This is a genomic window from Methanosarcina sp. 2.H.T.1A.6 (assembly GCF_000979455.1).
Classification (GTDB): Archaea; Halobacteriota; Methanosarcinia; order Methanosarcinales; family Methanosarcinaceae; genus Methanosarcina.
The window spans coordinates 1-16,604 of sequence record NZ_JJOY01000047.1 but is presented as its reverse complement, the minus strand read 5'-3'; the positions used below and the strand labels follow the sequence as shown (position 1 = coordinate 16,604).

Here is a 16,604-nt window from a genome sequence, read left to right as displayed (position 1 = left end):
AGTATATCTTCAGTCGGGAATATTCCTTTGATTTTTAAATTTGAACTGTATTCCTGCTGTATATATCATTTTTTATTTTTTATTGTTTTTGATCCTGATCACGGATTTCGACCCTGCGGATTTTCCCGCTGATGGTCTTCGGGAGTTCGGGGACGAATTCCACAATCCGGGGATACTTATAAGGAGCCGTGACATTTTTTACGTGTTTCTGCAGCTCTTTCTTAAGGGCTTCACTCGGCGTGTAGTCCTTTGTCAGCACAATGGTTGCCTTGATGACCTGACCTCTGATCGGGTCCGGAACTCCCGTGATTGCACACTCAAGCACAGCAGGGTGCTGGATAAGGGCGCTTTCCACTTCAAAGGGCCCGACCTTGTATCCTGAGGTCTTGATGATGTCGTCAGCCCTTCCCACAAACCACAGGTATCCGTCTTCATCCATCCAGCCCATATCTCCAGTATGGTAGTAGCCGTCGTGCCAGGTTTCCGCCGTCCTTCCGGGGTCTTTTCCATAGTGGGCAAAGAGCCCGACAGGTTTTCCATCCTTTGTGTTGATTACGATTTCTCCTTCTTCTCCAACATCGCAGAGCCTGCCTTCCCTGTCCATAAGTTCAATCTTAAACCCGGGAGTGGGCTTTCCGATAGACCCGGGTTTAGGTTCCATCCAGGGGAAGGTCGCAATGGTAACAACGGTTTCAGTCTGCCCGAACCCTTCCATAAGTTTAATTCCGGTGAATTCAAGGAAGCGGTTAAAGACTTCCGGATTGAGGGGTTCGCCTGCAACGACTGCATATTGCAGAGTACTGAAGTCATAATGGGTGAGGTCTTCTTTTATCAGGAAGCGGTAGATTGTGGGAGGGGCGCAGAAGGTCGTGACTCCATACTCGGAGGCTTTCTCAAGCATGTTTTTAGCTTCAAACCGGTCATAGTCATAAACAAAGACCGCGCAGCCGGCTATCCACTGTCCGTAGAGCTTGCCCCAGACGCATTTACCCCAGCCGCTGTCTGCAACGGTGTAATGCAGCCCGTCATCCTCCACATTCTGCCAGTATTTTGCGGTCAGGATATGTCCGAGGGGGTAGGTGTTGTCATGTTCTACCATTTTTGGAAAACCAGCGGTCCCGGAGGAGAAGTAGGCAAGGCAGATGTCTTCTTTCTTTGTCGCAGCCTCGCCTGTCGGGCGTTCGAAAACCGGGGAAGCTTCCTCAAGCTCCTTTCTGAAATCAATCCAGCCCTCCCGTGCTTCCCCTCCTACAACGGCTTTTTTGAGCGGGATATCCCCACATTCTAAATGGGCTTCATCAACCTGTTCAGGAACATAATCCTCTGATATACAGACAATCATCTTTAATTCGGCTTTTTCGATCCTGTATACGATGTCCCGGGTTTTCAGCATGTGGGTTGCAGGAACAGTAATAGCCCCGAGTTTATGGAGGGCCAGGATGCAGTACCAGAATTCATAACGGCTCTTTAAGGTCAGCATTACATAGTCGCCTTTTCCGATGCCGTGTTTTGCAAAGAAATTTGCAGCCTTATCGCTGTAGTACTTCAGGTCTTTAAAAGTAAAGCTTCTCTCTTCCCCATTGTCATCACACCAGATCATAGCAAGTTTCTCAGGAGAATCTCTTGCATAGGCATCGACCACATCATAGGCAAAGTTGAAGTTTTCAGGAACCAGGATTTTGAAATTTTCCTGGAAATCCTCATAGGATTCAAAATCGGTTTTGGAAACAAATTGGCTCAGCAAGGAAGTCATTCTGGACACCCGTTTTATTTGATATTTTTCTACGTTTTAGATAGTTATTCAGGCTTCAGGAGGCTGAATTTAATTTTCAAAAAATTCTCTGAGTTTTTTCCTGTATCTCGAATTTTTTATGCGGATTTTGCATGAATTATTCAGGTATGCGTTAATCCGGGTTACATTTAATCCAGGTTACATAATAACTGCCAGGAACTTAGCGGGTTCTCCTCCCAGCGCTTCCATGGCATGTTCATAATTGGAATCAAAATAAATGGAGTCCCCTTCATTAAGAGTGATCTCATTATTATGGATGTAGACCTTCAGGCTTCCCTCAAGCACATAATTGAATTCCTGTCCGGGGTGGGAGTTTGTTCCGGGTTTGGTGCCCTCAGGCTTGGGCTCAACCGTAACGATGAAAAATTCTCCTTTTTTGTGGATGAACTTCTCGGCAAGGTTCTGGTACTTGTATTGTTTTCTCCTCTCAACACTTACCCCTTTTCGATCCCTCGTGACTGTAAAAATATTCATGCGAGGCTCTTCTCCTGTAAGAAGGGTGGCCATGTCAACCTGCAGCTTGTGTGCGATCTCAAAAAGGATACTTGCCGGAATATCCTCAGTTCCACTTTCATAATTCTGGTAGGTCTCATTGGGAACCTGCAGAGATTCTGCCATTTTTTCAACCGAGACCTCTGACAGTTCCCGAAGTTCACGGACACGAGATGCTATTTCCTTTATTTTTTCCTGCATAATTGAATCTACTCCAGCTGGGTTTATTTAGGGAATTTAACTTGAAGAATTGCTTAAAAACCTTTGTGTTCCATTCAGGCTTAACGGAATATGTTGGTAGGAAATTTTTCTTCCAGAATCATTGCTAATTATAATTAATATACATTAGCATTCACGGATCTTCAGAGTAATTACTTTTCACCTGAGAAGACAAAACTTGAAATTGTTGAACCGTAACTAAAATCCGCAGATGTCTTCAAAAACTGATATTTTTCTTTTATCATAGAAGGGCCACAAATATCCCGGCTTTCATGTGGAGGATAAAATGAACCCTCACCGGTTTTTCGTCGTGTTCATTTTTTCCGATAAAAAACCTTTTCTTTTTAAAAAAAGGTGCCGCTGACATAATCAAGCATTATATTAAGAATCGCAGAGGAAACCGAAAGTAGAGTTTCAATCGTTTAGATCAAGGAAATCTAGCCAAAAGAGACTCAACAATTTCTGAGAAACCGGGTGTATGGGCTCAAGCAATTTGATTTTAACTGATATTCTTCATACTTTGTATTCATTTTAATTTTTTATTTGTTCATATTTTAATTTCTTTTGCATAATATTTCATTAAACCAACAATTTTATATCCTTTCCTTATAAAAACTTGTTAAGAAAATTCCTGTATCTCCATGGGGGCTGAAATGGCACAAACACAAACTTTCAGACGAACCTGCTTTTTACTGGCAATTTTTATTCTGATTTTAATCTCGGATACTGGAATGGCATCAGAATTTCGTGTTTGGCCGGGAGAATCCATCCAGGATGCGGTAGATGAAGCATTTCCTGGAGATATTATCCTTGTAGAATCCGGAGAATTTAATGAGAGTATCTACGTTAACAAAGATAATTTAACCATAAAGTCAGCCTCCAGAAATCCTGATAATACTCTTATTGCTGGAGAGACCACCGGAAGTTACGTGTTTGAAATAGTTGCCAATAATGTAAAGATCAGCGATTTTTCGATAACCGAAGGCCGATGTGGAGTTTTCCTTAACAAGGCTGAAAACTGTATCATAAGCGGGAACAAAATTTCAAACCAGGAAGCAGGAATTTACCTGTTCGAATCCGGCAATAACCGGTTGAGCAACAATATGGTATATTCAAACCTGGACTGCGGTATCAAACTGGTGGCTTCTTCGAATAATGTTATCCGCGGCAATTACTTCGACAACACAGAAAATGCCAGGGATAATAAGTTTAATGTCTGGAATGGCGGCACAGGCAATTACTGGAGTGATTATAAAGGAACGGATGAAAACGGAGACGGAATAGGAGATGCTGCATATGCCGTCAACCCTGAAGCCGGCAGTATAGACTACATGCCTTTAATGGAGTATGTTCAGACACCTCCGGTACTACCAAAAGCACGTTTCACTTCAGATGTGACAGAAGGCCCTGCTCCCCTCTCTGTCAAGTTCAAGGATTTTTCCGAAAATGCCACCTCGAGGTTGTGGGACTTCGGGGACGGTAAAGCCTCAAGTTATCCGAATCCTCAACATACTTATTCTAAAGAGGGAAATTATGTTGTTTCTCTTACTGTCAGCAACGAGAATGATAGTTATTCAGCATCTGTACCTATAAATGTTCTAAACGCTTACGAACAATCCGGTCCTATACTTCCGAAAGCTCAATTCATTTATAACTCCACAGGTGGTCATGTCCCTCTTGTCATAAAATTTGTTGACATTTCCGAGAACGCAGATTGTGTTACGTGGAACTTCGGGGATGGCAAGACATCCTGCTGTTCGGAACCTGAGCATACCTTCTGCTGTCCCGGGAATTATACAATTTCCCTAACAGCTACAAACGAAAACGGAACCTCTTCGACATCTGTAGTTGTAAACGTCCTGAAAGCTGGCGAGGAAGATGTTGGGGTTGCCAAAAGTATCTGGAGTTCGGATGGTACGGAAAATTCTGTAAATGCAGGAAGTATCTCTGATGAAAACAATAGGCCTAATGTTGTTAATGAAACAGATACGGATGCAGTAGAAGACATAGGAGACCTGGAACTTATTTCCAGTAAAGCAAACACAGGTAGTCTGGAAAATTCCATTGCAGGAGATGCAAGCGGTACTGCTGATGGATCCGGCGATGTTGATAATATTATTGATGCAGAAGTAACTGAAAACTCCGAATCAAAGGCTAACGGCGGAGGCGAGGGGACAGGGAATGCCAGGATTATCCACAGGGAGGAACTTGAGGCTATAAAAGATTCCGTTATCTCCACTACCAGCTCAAAGATTCTTACAGAAACTGGCTTGTCCCTGGAAAACGAAACTCTCAAGGTTCAGAAAAACATCGAAGCTTTTGTAGGAGATTCCTTACCAGGGTCTGTAGGGGATTCCTTACCCGAAATGGAGAAGAGAATCGCCCCCTGGATTCCGTCGTTCCTCGGGCTTGCCGGGATAGTTTTCATGCTTTCCGTTTTGAAAAGAGGCAGAAGACGGTGAAAGTGATATCTCCCGATAAAGGGGATAGCATTATCAGTAGCAGCCCACGATCAGGGCAACATAGTTATCTTCATGGTTTTTGATTTCTTCGTGCGTGGCATTTTTTAACCACTTTTTTCCACCGTGAACAGCATGATCCCCGCAGATGAAGAAAATGGTACCTTTATCTGCATTCCGAAAGATCTCTTCAAGGTTTTTATCGATGGTTTTTGCGGCTTTTTTCATTTCTTCCCATGTCTCTACCCTGTGAGAGTAACGGTCAAGGGCTCTAAGATGTACGGCCAGGATGTCGGGCTTTTCCCTGAGAGATTGTAAAGCATACTCTGTTATCCGGCGGTCATAATCAAGTATATCTTCTGAGTTCGGGACCCCGTAAAAGTCCTTTATTCTCCCCCTGAAACTCTCGGCGCCTTTCAACTCGATTACAGCCGAGGTTTTCATCCCTGCCCTGTAAGCCCATTCCATGATACTTTTTAATCTGGGGTTCTCCGGGTCTTTTGACCTTTCGGAATAGATGTCCGCTGTTGAGTAAATATTATGCTCCTCGGGCAGGTAGCCTGTAAAGATTGAAGCAATTGCAGGGGATGTGATGGTTGCCGGAGACCTACACTTAAACAGGAGCCCTTTTTCGGTAAGCTCATGCAAGTTCCTCATTGTCGGAGAAAGGTGCCTGTAAAGGGAGTATCCAAGGCTGTCAACTACTATAATTACTGCTTTTTCGCAGCTTCTTTCCTTTGCATAATTCTCGACCTCAGGGATTGACCTTCCCGAAGGCGGAACCATAGGAACTTTCAACAACCTCGAAATCGTAGGGGCAATGTCAATGGTCCTGCACTCAAGAACTATCATATATTCTCCAGTCTAACTATCTGGCAAGGCAGTTTATATGTGTTTCCAGCACTACCTATATCACTGCCTATTTTAGACCAATTTCTTCTTTAACTTCTGTCCCGTAGCTTCTGAGGTTTTTCTTCAGTTGTCACAACTCCCGTTTTTTGACATCTTTTTTAAACGATGCAGGAATAAATTATTCTGAATAGGGGACATATAAGTTTCAGGACGGGGAAGAATGGGCAAAGAAAATGAAGAAACCGCTGAAGAAGAACTTGCTGAAGAAGTACTTGCTGAAGAAGAACCCGCTGAAGAAGAACTTGCTGAAGAAGAACCCGCTGAAGAAGAACTTGCTGAAGAAGTACTTGCTGAAGAAGAATTCCCTGAACAGGGGGAAGAATTCTCCGAGCTGATAAAATATACAGTTCCAGGCTATGTTTTAGGGCTTCTTGCAGGGTTTTTCCTGGATGCTCAGGGCTACCAGAGGAGTCCCATAGGGCAGTGGCTTGTCAGGACCCTTGCCGGAGAAGGAGAGAGTATCTTTGAAGGGATCTTTTCCATCCGCCAGCGTCTCCGAAAGGCTGAAGGGAGCATGGCAGAAGCTTACGGTTGGGGTAAGTTTTTCGGGATCGCCGTCCCCTGGATAATTGACCTCGGGAGCCGGCTGGCTGGAGTCGATGTTTACGGTATCGAGGGTTTTTACATCCCATACTTCTATGCCCTCAGTGATCAGATCGGGGCCAATATCTCAGGCATGCTTTTCCTCCGGCGGGCCGAAGGTTCGTGGAAGGCCGGGTTTTCCAGATATGTCCGCCATCCGGTTATGCTGGCAAGCCTTTTTGTGATCACGCTTGTGCCTGTTGGGCTTTTTGGGATAAGGGTTCTGGGATTCAGCCCGACAACACAGACCTATACCGCCCTTGAGACCATTGCTGCAAATCTCTGCTGGATCCCGCCGCTTGTTGGGTGGCTAAATGAGAAGTACCGCTGAATTTCGGGAAAAACCAGCAGTAGTGACCAAAACCTATATATCATTTTACGGATACATATGTAGTATAACCACTACATATGGTGAAGAGAATTATTCTTAAAGCACATATAAACAAAATGCAAAAATTGAAGGTGAAATAAAATGAAGAAAAGTATAATAGCAATTCTCCTGGCCGCACTGCTTATAGGTACATTCGGAGCAGCAGTTGTCAGTGCAGTTGCTTCCGATGATACAAGAGCAAACTATGGCTCCGGGTTCATGCATAGAGGGGCTGCCAGATATACAGGATCTGGTGCAGGCAACTTCGCTTCTTGCCCTTACTACAATGCAGATGAAACTGTAGAACTTGAAGTTGAAACCATAGATGAGGCTTTTGAAATCGCAAAGGCTGAGATTGATGACGGCGTCTCCAAAGACGACATATATCAGATGAACCGCTGGTGGATTGTCTCCTATGAGGACGAAGACGGAGTCTACACGCAGGCAAGAATCGACGCAGTCACCGGTGATGTGTTTACCGGATACGGCGTTCCCGCAGGAGCTCAGACAGGCGGCAGGTTTGCCCGTGGATCCGGATACGCTCGTGGATCCGGATACTGTATGGGATATGGCAACTAAATTCCGACCATAAACCATCCTTTTTTTATTTGTTTTAACCCCTCAGGTTAATTATTCAGGTTTTTAGTTTTATATTAGACCCCCTCTACCGGGTATTTTTTATATTTATGGTTGATCAGTATATGAGGAAGAATAAGTAGAATAAGGAAAAACGGATAACTAAACGGATAACTAAACGGATTACAAAACGGATTACAAAACGGATTACAAAACGGATTACAAAACGATAACTAAACGATAACTAAACGGATTACAAAACGATAACTAAACGGATAACTAACCGGATTACAAAACGGATAAAACAAATAAATCTGGTTTTCTCGAGGTGAACATTTTGAACGGTATGGGGTACGGCATGTATGGCTCTTTCTGGGGCTTTTTCCTGAACATTCTTATTATCCTTCTCATTGTAGGCGTAGTTATGGTGATGCTTAATAGGTCAGGATACACGGCTTCCAGAGATAATGAGCGACTCATTAAGATGGAAAAAGACATTCAAGAAATCAAAAAAACAGTTGAAGATATAAAATCCAAACTGGAAGAAATCTGAAGCTTAATATGCTTGAAACGAATTCCGAAAATATTTCCGATCAGGAAATTGTATTAATCTGTGAGGGTGCACCAGGTGGAAAAATCACTTCAGCAAATAGTTGAAATTGGCGAAGCCCTCTCCCATCCTGTAAGGCTAAAACTACTCTACCTGCTGGCTGAGAGAGAGAGGTATGTATACGAACTCGCCAAGGACCTGGACCTCTCAAGGCAGGTCGTAAACCTGCATTTGAAGCGCCTGGAAAAAGCCGGATTTGTTGAGAGTGACCTCAGGCTCGAAGATGACGATATGCGGGCCAAGAAATTTTTCAAGTTGAAAGAGTTTGAGGTCTCCCTCTCTATGGAAGACTTAGTAAGGATTTTTGGATGATTGGGTTGTCTGAATCAGGCTTTTGACCAATTGGATTGCCTGAATCAGGCTTTTGTACCAGTTGTGCAGTTCTTATCCTTCCAGATGCCTCATCTTCATTCCCGGCCCCTCATTCCCCGAGATCTTCATTCCAGATTTCCGGATATTTACCGATGAACTCCTCCATCATTCCCCTGCATTCCGGCAGGTCCAGGTCGATGACTTCTATCTCATGGGCTTCCATGAATTCCTTTGCACCTTCGAAGGTCCTTGACTCTCCAACCACGACTTTTTTAATTCCAAACTGCACGGCAGCCCCTGCGCAGAGGTAGCAGGGCATAAGAGTGGAGTACAGTACCGTGTCGTGATATTTTACGATCCTTCCTGCATTTCTCAGGCAGACTATCTCTCCATGAGCAAGAGGGTCGCCGTCCTGGACACGCCTGTTGTGACCTCTACCTATAATTTCCCCGTTCCTGATAAGGACGGAGCCGATGGGGATTCCACCTTCCAGCAAACCGGTTCTGGTTTCTTCTATTGCAGCTTTCATGAATATTTCCATTGCTACTCCTCTTTATCTTTTTCATTTTTGCGTCGGAGCGGATCCGAAAGAAGAGCGTAGAGGTTTGAAGCCTTTCTGCTCTTCAAATGGGTCCTTCAAATTCAAACGGATCACTCGAGAATTTCCTCGTTTTCCGCTCTCCAGGCAGGCTCGTTTATTGCAAGGAAGGTCAGGTTCATGCTGCCGGTATTGAGGGTTGACTGAGTTGCATTTGCAGGGATGTATACCATCTGCCCGGGCCTCAGGTCGACAGGCAGGGCTTCAATGTAGATTACTCCTTCTCCTTCCAGGATGTAGTGGATCTCGGGGTTTTTCATCCTGTGAGGGGCGAGAGCCTCTCCGGGCCTGATGATGGCATGGGCGATGCTGTAATTGAGGTACACGTCCCTTTCATAAAGGTCCGGGTGAAAGAGATTGCTTATGAAAATGTTTCCTTCCCTGCTGAAATGCTCACATTCGTCCAGGTTTTTTGTCAGGATGTAGTCATCGGCATAGAACCCTGAGCCCACAAGGCAGTCCTCCCCGTCAAGCGAAACTCCCTTGATGAAGGCATATTTAAGGGATGGTTCGACTTCTCCGGGTTTCGGCCAGTAGTATGAAACCCAGCCCTCTCCCTCATTGCTGAGAGCTGTTTCAATGAAGAGCTTACCAATAGGTTTTCCCATGGAGTCCTGAAGCTCGCTCATGTTTTCTCCTTCCCCGCTCAGGTTGGGAGGGTATACGAGGCGCATGCCGTCAGTTTTCCAGACAAAAATGTAAAAGTCGTCCATGAACCACTCACTTTCGGGCTGCCTGAATTCGGGGAATGATTCTTCTCCTTTTTCTTCGATAAGGGCAGCAGCATCCCTGACCTTCGAAGCAATATACTCTTTCCGAAGCAGAACTTCACTGGGGGCGTCCCGGAGATTTCCTGCCTGTTCTTTGGCGGCTGTTCCGGTTACCTCCTCAGCCAGTGAGCTGTTCTCTTCATCTGCTACAGGTTTCTCTGAAACGCATCCTGTACATATCAGTACACAGGTAAGTAAAAAAAGAACACAGATTGTTTTTTTTAACGGATTCATAGGTACACCTTTTAATAAACCAAAATCATTAACCCTTTAACTTTTTTGATATATAAAAGTAAAGTGAGGCTTTTCAGCTACATATTATGGAATTCAAAAAATGGATGATCTGGAGCAAACTACCCATCACCCCCTTTGTGTTTTTTGAATATATTCTAAACAGGGTGGGGGTACAAATATAACAGACCTTCTTTATATTTCAGTCTAAATATCTTTTATTCATGTTTTGGCCTCTATCATTAGCTCTTCTTCTGAAACTTCGTATAGTCACATCGGTTTCTTTGTATTCCTCCTCGTAGCAGAGTATTATGATCGTGGTGCCAAAAAATAAACTCATTTTACAAAGAAGTGATGATTTAGAGGTTTAAAAAAACAATAAAAGGTGAGGGTTCACTTCATCCCCAACATAAAGTCAGGGTACCGTGACCCTCTGCACTCCCAGGCAATTACACTAAAAAATAAGTTTAGTGTCCCGGCTGCTTTACCTTAGACTGATTCTCTGGTTACGTTAAATGGCATTTTTCCATTACCCATTTACTTACCAGTACATACACTGACTATAGCAGTTTTTGAACTTGTGCCGTATTTATTGGTCGCTGTTAGTTTTACTGTGTAGTTTCCTGCGGTTTTGTATATGTGAAGAGGATTCTGCTTTGTTGAATTTGTTCCGTCTCCAAAGTCCCAGTACCATTTAGTTGCATTTTTCGAGAGGTCCTTAAACTGCACCATGAGGAGGACCTGGCTGCTGAAGTTTGCAACAGGACGTGGTTTTAATACCGGAAGAGGACACACACATTTCCCCGTGGGAACAGGAGTGGTTCCTGCAGTCACAGTGGCTATAACGGTGTTGTTTATCGTGTTAATTATAGTGACAGTATTGCTGATGACATTCGTCACATAAACGTATGTTCCCACACATGCGATTCCAGCAGGATACTGTCCAACATTAATTGTGGCTATAACAGTGTTGTTTATTGTGTTAATTACAGAGACAGTATTGCTGATAACATTCGTCACATAGATGTATGTTCCATCCTTGCTAACTGCAATTCCGGCAGGATACTGTCCAACGTTAACAGTGGCTGTAACAGTGTTGTTTATCGTGTTAATTACAGAGACAGTATTGCTGTTAGCGTTCGTAACATATACTTTTGTTCCGTCCGGGCTGACTTCAACTCCGGTTGGATATTGTCCAACATTAACTGTGGCTGTAACAGTGTTGTTTATCGTGTTAATTACAGAAACAGTGTTGTTGATGAAGTTAGTCACATATACGTTTGTTCCATTCGGGTTGACTGCAATTCCAGCAGGATACTGTCCAACATTAACTGTGGCTTCAACAGTGTTGTTTATCGTGTTAATTACAGAGACAGTATTGCTGTTAGAGTTCGTAACATATACTTTTGTTCCATTCGGGCTGACTGCAACTCCGGTTGGATATTGTCCAACATCAACTGTGGCTTCAACGGTGTTGTTTATCGTGTTAATTACAGAGACTGTGTTGTTGACGAGGTCAGTCACATATACGTTTGTTCCATTCGGGTTGACTGCAATTCCACCAGTGTTGGGTCCTACATCCACCCTGGCTGTAGTGTTTGTTGTTTCGTTAATTATAGATATCTCGTTGCTGGTTCCGATTGTTGGTGGAATTATGGAAACTGGTATAGTTTCATTAGTTTCTGGTACGGTTATGTTAACTTCTGGTACTGTTACGTTAATTTCCGGTATGGTTACATTATCCTCCGGTATGGTTACATTATCCTCCGTTATGGTTACATTATCTTCTGGTATTGTTATGTTATCTTCTGGTATTGTTATGTTATCTTCTGGTATTGTTATGTTATCTTCTGGTATTGTTACGTTATCTTCTGGTATTGTTACGTTATCTTCTGGTATTGTTACGTTATCTTCTGGTATTGTTATGTTGTCTTCTGGTATGGTTACATTATCTTCTGGTATTGTTACGTTATCTTCTGGTACTGTTATGTTATCTTCTGGTGTTTCTCCGTTCGCTGCGCTTACTGCCATGGATATCGCTGATATTGCAAATATTAATGTGAAAACACAAAGTATCTTTTGTGTTCTGCCAGATGTTTGTTTTCCCATTGTATACCCCCAGACTCTTGCTCAATTTGATACAATTTTGAACTGGTTCTTTGAGCCATTCCCTTCGACAGATTTGCTGGGTAAATATTATTTTACCAATAAATCATCCAAATTAATTTCTGAAAAAATATATTATTGGTAAAATTTTATACTTATTTTGTATGGCCAGTGAAAGTTATTTCTAATTGTATCAGAGAGATACTATTATTTAAATAAATATAATAATTATAGAAATATTAATACGGATTCTATAATAATAAAGGCCTTATATTCTATCGTTAAGTTTCTATAGAAATGTCTAAAACAAATTTATTTTTCACACCACTTTAAACTGTAAACAAAAATAAGCAAAAATATTATACCTTAATTCAATCAAAAGAGATATTTAACTTCCTCATCGTCTTGAATAATGTTTCTTCGATAAATACTAATATGGATAATATAACTGTATACATTGTCAGGGTAGTGGTCTTTATGTCCCCCCGAATATTCTCTTTTTCTTAACTTTGATACTTATAATACATTTTTTTGATCAGACAAAAAAGTGAAAGTGCTTGTCATTTTGATCAATAATTTGCGGTTACCACCTGAATTTTGATTTACCAATTATATTTTAGAATAAACATTTAAAAGTAACAAAGCTAAGAAAATATATCGCAGCCCCTCTTCCGGGAAAAAGAGAACTGCTCCAGAAGTCTGGAGCTACACAAGAATTATGCTGTATATAAATTTTTCTACAGATAAATTATTCTACAGATAAATTATTCTACAGATAAATTATTCTACAGATAAGTTACGCTGTAGATAAATTATTTTTCTATGACCTGAATTTGAACCTCTGTCATCAACTCTTCTTCCGGGACTTCGGCTGGGTCATTAAAGTATAATTCCCTGCTCGGCATAACTGTCTTCAGGTTATTTTCTTCCGTATAGGAAAAGAGCCTGTTGTAGGCTGCTTCAACTCCATGGTATGGGCCCCTATAGACAACGGAAACCGCCCTTATAGCCGGCAGTGTCTTTATTTCCATTTTTTGGTCTTCTACTGAGATCCTTCCTGTAACCGGGAGGGCAATCTCTATATCCGCTCCTGTTTCTTTGTATTCATCATCGTGGCAGAGGAACATAATCGGACCTGTAGTTTTTACGCGGTTCCGCTGGTTTTCAGGGCTGCTGACGCATGCACAGATTTCACTAATTAGCCTTCCTATAGTTTCTACAAAGTTCCCTTTTTCACGCTTGCTTATCACCCGCATCTCGGGTACTTCTTTTAGAACAGGTTCTGTAACAGACATTTTGAATATCTCCATAACTTTTCCACTATGTTTGCAGGCGCCCTGCAAAATGCCCTCGATATTCTGCAACTTCCCAACCTCCAGCCGGACCTCATCGAGTCTCTTCCTGAAGCAGTTCTCAATGAACTCATAATTTCCTGCGCTTTCTGCGTCCAGAAGCATGGAAGTTTCCTCAAGGGAAAAACCCAGGAAAGTAAAGGTCTTGATTTTCATTCCCTGCTCGATCTGGGGAACCGTATAGTAACGGTAACCTGTAAAGGAATCTTTTTCTTCCGGAACGAGCAGCCCTTTCCTGTCATAGAGCCTGAGAGCTTTCTGGGAGAGACGGGTCATAAGGGAAAATTTACCGATTGGGATCTGATCTACTGACATCTTGCTCAACCCCTTAATTATCCTGAAGTTAGATAAACTGCCTTACTTTTCCCCGGGGAAAGGTTTGATTTTTATGCGGAGTCTTTGGCGATTTTATTCTTTAGTTTATTCTATTGATCCTTTTTGAGTGGAGTTCTGACGGTCTGAAGTTCCACAGTTATATTGTTTACTCAACAGGACGGCAAAAATAGATGAGGAATCATTACCCTTGACCCGGCACAACGTTTGGATCGGAGAGTATCAAATGTTCGTAGTACCGGACTTCGAAACGGCAACGCCACAGTGATTAAAGTATAAATGAAAATTGAAATGAATTCCTGTAAGGGAGTATGTTATCAAGCTCTCTTAAGCTAATAATGAGTACTGGATTTTTCTGTGAACTCATGAATCTGAAGTTCTACGTATGTCTGCACTTACAGGTGAGGAATTCCAGGCATTGTTAGTTCGTTTAATCAGCTGGTAGATTCTGGAGTTTCACTGTTTTTAAATCTGATTATATTAATATCACGAGGAACTTATATTCAATATTTTTCTACACGTATTATATTAAATAATATTACTAATTTTCAAATTAGTTTTATCTAGTGATGAATTTTCTCATATATGGTGAGAAACATGCTGGACATATTGCGAGTATTTTTCGGATAATTATATTAATCCCCGTTATGGAGCGCGTATATACGGCAGGATCTTATTTAATACTTTCTATATTATTTATATAAATATGTATTATGATAAATTAAATTTCTAATATTTAATATGCTCAAATTTTTTAAAATTTAAGAATAATTAGTTATGTCCAACAATTAACAATATAATCAAACGTGACAACCTTAGATTTGTTATATCACATTATTGCCGCAGAGGATAACGTTTTTTAGCATATCTCAAGATTACAGAATAAATCTAAACCTGCCAGAACCAGGTTCGTTCTACGTTTTTTATTTACTGGCCTCTTGTTGTTGATAAAAAGATCTGCTAATCAGAAAAACACTAGTTATTATTTATCACATAATTAGTATGTATTGGTATGAAATATTGGCATAAAAGTAGCTTTTGATGTGATAAATATAAAAAAAAGTAACATTTATGAGCAAAATTCATATAATTCTTCAGAGTAATGCACATTAACCAGAAAATCAATACGTCCGTAAAAACGGTGTGTGAGACATTGTAAAAAGTCCCGCAGCCCAGTCTCAAAAAACACTAGCGGATCTATATTCAAGGAATGGGATTTGTGAGGCCTGTTTCTGGTTGTAAATGGCCTGATTAGGCAAATTGAGGAATAGGTTATGAAAATATCTGGAATAAAAGGTAAACCGAGTCTATTAGGACTCGGAATATTGGGAATACTAATATTTTGCATGCTCTGCGCACCAGCGTGCGCACATTACAGCTATGAGGGATTCCCCCTTGATACCATCAGGAGTGGAACCGGTGAAGTTTACGTTAGCTGCGGAGACAATGCCGGACTTCAGGGTACTTCTTATCAGTCCAACACTTTTGTCACCAAATTCACAAATGTTCCAACAGGTGATGTTGAGTGGGCTGAGTTGAAAGTTGGAGTATGGGGAGGATCGACAAGCCGTGTAGGCCGGGCTGAAGCAAACCTTGATGGTTATTCGCTTTTCAATGAAACTCTGCGGGCAAATTCAACTGTTCTCTCAAATAATGTAGATTGCAGTGGAAGTGGAATCTATCTGATCCATTACAACTGTACTAATTTGATTAATCAGTATGGCATAAATGGTGATGGCAATATTACAGCAACAGTAACCACCACACCAGGGAGCCCGGCACTTGACGGCCGCGTCTACGGAGCTGTCCTTATTGTTGCCTATAATAACGGCAGTTCTTCTCAGTACTGGATCAACCAGGGTAACCTGAACCTGCACAAGAATGTAACTTCTGGAGGTACTTACTATCCAGACCTTGATGCCAACATCACCAGGTTCAACGGAGCTGTCAATACTTCATTAGGGAATGCCACTCTGACCGTTGGGTATTTTGCGGGTGACTCTAGCCAGAAAGACTACCTGTATTTCAATCCCCCTGATGCGAGTGGAAGTCCCTACAACCTTAGCAACTTTAATTGGGACTTAAATGGAAATTGGGGGCAGAAGCTTGATGGGGATAATGTCGCTAATGGAACCTGCGACACTCTTGGTTTCACTACTAAAAACTTCGATTTGCACGCATTTGATGTAACAGTTACTAACTCAAGTAACTATGTTGTCTTCTGGAGAGGGCATGGCAATAACAACAACGAGACCGAGATCTATGATCCTGCCTGGCCTGCTGTCAACCCTAACACGGAATCCTATGTCTCTCCATTCCTTGCAGTATTGAAGATAACACCGTAACCAGATCATTTTACTGGTGAGATGCTTGAGTAACGCGTTAATATGTGAAAATAGGGAGGTGTTTTTCTCAAAATAGGTAATTTCGCGACTTTTTAATTTTATGGGTAGGGGATCATCTTATCCCTTACTCAATTTTTTGGATTTTGTGTATAGTTGCCATTTTTGTAATTACTTAACTATCCAGCAGTCAACATAATGAGGAGCCAGAATTTAGGTTATTTATTATGTTTGGACAAATATTAAAGAATTGATTATTACTTATTTTTATATTCGTGGCATTTATCACACATATAAATACATTATATTCTTATTTTTTAGATCAATTTAAATATCAATTATTATATCAATCACTTTTGAAGTAATTAATTTCAGAGAATTGATTCAGGTCAAAAAACTTGGTTTCTATTAGGATCCAATCTCCGATGTTGTAAAAAGGTTGCAAGTTTGAGGAAAGTTCTCAATGCTTTGAACAGTTCTGCTCTTTACTTCCGAAGAGTCCTATATTTTACAGAGCAATTTTACTTCAATAACGTGGCCTGGTCTGA

Annotated in this window: 13 protein-coding genes; 6 read left to right on the top strand and 7 right to left on the bottom strand. The window is 41.6% G+C overall.

The annotated features are described in order from the left end of the window. Positions 1-79: 79 nt before the first annotated feature. The gene (locus EO98_RS13745; protein ID WP_048140921.1) at positions 80-1,753 is read right to left on the bottom strand and encodes an AMP-binding protein; all 1,674 of its coding nucleotides are present in this window, start codon (positions 1,751-1,753) and stop codon (positions 80-82) included. A gap of 177 nt (positions 1,754-1,930) precedes the next feature. Then, positions 1,931-2,485 carry a helix-turn-helix domain-containing protein gene (locus EO98_RS13740; protein ID WP_048140919.1) on the bottom strand — a complete coding sequence of 185 codons (555 nt, stop codon included), beginning with the start codon at positions 2,483-2,485 and terminating at the stop codon, positions 1,931-1,933. Between the two features lie 749 nt (positions 2,486-3,234). Between EO98_RS13740 and EO98_RS13735 the strand changes: the two genes are divergently transcribed. Continuing rightward, complete coding sequence (locus EO98_RS13735; RefSeq protein WP_235283625.1) at positions 3,235-4,965, top strand: PKD domain-containing protein; 1,731 nt, start codon at positions 3,235-3,237, stop codon at positions 4,963-4,965. A gap of 33 nt (positions 4,966-4,998) precedes the next feature. Here EO98_RS13735 and EO98_RS13730 read toward each other — a convergent pair whose 3' ends face one another. Beyond that, positions 4,999-5,814 (bottom strand): alkaline phosphatase family protein, encoded by an 816-nt coding sequence (locus EO98_RS13730; protein ID WP_048140915.1) that lies wholly within the window; start codon positions 5,812-5,814, stop codon positions 4,999-5,001. 220 nt (positions 5,815-6,034) lie between these two features. Here EO98_RS13730 and EO98_RS13725 point away from each other — a divergent pair, with 220 nt between their 5' ends. The 4 genes from EO98_RS13725 to EO98_RS13710 all read left to right on the top strand — a co-directional run bounded on the left by EO98_RS13725 (position 6,035) and on the right by EO98_RS13710 (position 8,324). Then, on the top strand, positions 6,035-6,787 hold the full coding sequence (locus tag EO98_RS13725) for a hypothetical protein (protein WP_235283624.1): 753 nt from the start codon (positions 6,035-6,037) through the stop codon (positions 6,785-6,787). 141 nt (positions 6,788-6,928) lie between these two features. Beyond that, positions 6,929-7,405 (top strand): PepSY domain-containing protein, encoded by a 477-nt coding sequence (locus EO98_RS13720; protein ID WP_048140913.1) that lies wholly within the window; start codon positions 6,929-6,931, stop codon positions 7,403-7,405. A gap of 334 nt (positions 7,406-7,739) precedes the next feature. Continuing rightward, positions 7,740-7,955, top strand: a complete 216-nt coding sequence (locus tag EO98_RS13715) for a hypothetical protein (protein ID WP_048140911.1) — start codon at positions 7,740-7,742, stop codon at positions 7,953-7,955. Between the two features lie 75 nt (positions 7,956-8,030). Further along, positions 8,031-8,324, top strand: coding sequence for an ArsR family transcriptional regulator (locus EO98_RS13710; RefSeq protein ID WP_048140979.1), 294 nt, complete (start codon positions 8,031-8,033; stop codon positions 8,322-8,324). A 109-nt stretch (positions 8,325-8,433) separates the two neighbouring features. Here the strand turns inward: EO98_RS13710 and EO98_RS13705 are convergent, their stop codons facing one another. From EO98_RS13705 to EO98_RS13680, 4 genes are all read right to left on the bottom strand, one after another. Then, positions 8,434-8,865, bottom strand: a complete 432-nt coding sequence (locus EO98_RS13705) for a nucleoside deaminase (protein WP_048140909.1) — start codon at positions 8,863-8,865, stop codon at positions 8,434-8,436. 110 nt (positions 8,866-8,975) lie between these two features. Continuing rightward, the gene (locus EO98_RS17555) at positions 8,976-9,926 is read right to left on the bottom strand and encodes a cache domain-containing protein (RefSeq protein WP_052734525.1); all 951 of its coding nucleotides are present in this window, start codon (positions 9,924-9,926) and stop codon (positions 8,976-8,978) included. Positions 9,927-10,460: 534 nt separating this feature from the next. Further along, positions 10,461-11,954 carry a PKD domain-containing protein gene (locus EO98_RS13690; RefSeq protein WP_082098620.1) on the bottom strand — a complete coding sequence of 498 codons (1,494 nt, stop codon included), beginning with the start codon at positions 11,952-11,954 and terminating at the stop codon, positions 10,461-10,463. Positions 11,955-12,841: 887 nt separating this feature from the next. Continuing rightward, positions 12,842-13,696 carry a MerR family transcriptional regulator gene (locus tag EO98_RS13680; RefSeq protein ID WP_048140905.1) on the bottom strand — a complete coding sequence of 285 codons (855 nt, stop codon included), beginning with the start codon at positions 13,694-13,696 and terminating at the stop codon, positions 12,842-12,844. A gap of 1,364 nt (positions 13,697-15,060) precedes the next feature. On the opposite strand from EO98_RS13680, the gene EO98_RS13675 reads away from it, so the two are divergent. Further along, the gene (locus tag EO98_RS13675; RefSeq protein ID WP_048140903.1) at positions 15,061-16,059 is read left to right on the top strand and encodes a DUF3344 domain-containing protein; all 999 of its coding nucleotides are present in this window, start codon (positions 15,061-15,063) and stop codon (positions 16,057-16,059) included. Positions 16,060-16,604: the final 545 nt, after the last annotated feature.